This is a genomic window from Acidovorax sp. SRB_24 (assembly GCF_012931925.1).
The window spans coordinates 1-440 of record NZ_MWOM01000250.1; the positions used below are offsets into that span (position 1 = coordinate 1).

General features: G+C 74.1%; 1 pseudogene. It reads right to left on the reverse strand.

From position 1 onward, the window contains the following. Window positions 1-297, reverse strand: a pseudogene (locus B2J89_RS21795) (hypothetical protein); the annotation flags it as partial. Between the last annotated feature and the right edge of the window lie 143 nt (window positions 298-440).

A 440-nucleotide genomic window follows, 5' to 3' on the forward strand; every position in this document is an offset into this window, starting at 1 on the left:
GGGCCGTGCGCGGCCCAGGGCCTGCAGGCGCTCGGCGGCTTCGGGCAGGGCGGCGGCCGACAGCGGCGCCGCGTCGCCCTGGGTGCCGGGAACAATCCAGTCGAGCAGCAGGGCGCGCGGGCCCGGCGCAGGCGTGGTCGGGTCGCGCCAGCAGTCCTCGCAACCGGCGCCGGTGAAGCGCTCAAACAGCGCGGCCGGCTGCGGCGCGCCGTCGCTGCTGCACACGGCCTGCGCGGCGCTGCGCAGGCCGTGCAGGCAAAGCCCAGCGAGCGCCAGGGGAGCGAGCAGATGTTTCATGGTCCGGTGTCCTTGCCAGCGTTCTGCGGTGGTGCTTTCTACAATGGCGCATGTTCCCACAAGACCTGTTTTCTGGCGCCCCCGCGCCCGCCGCCGCATCGCCGCTGCTGCACCACCTCAACCCCGAGCAGCTCGCCGCCGTC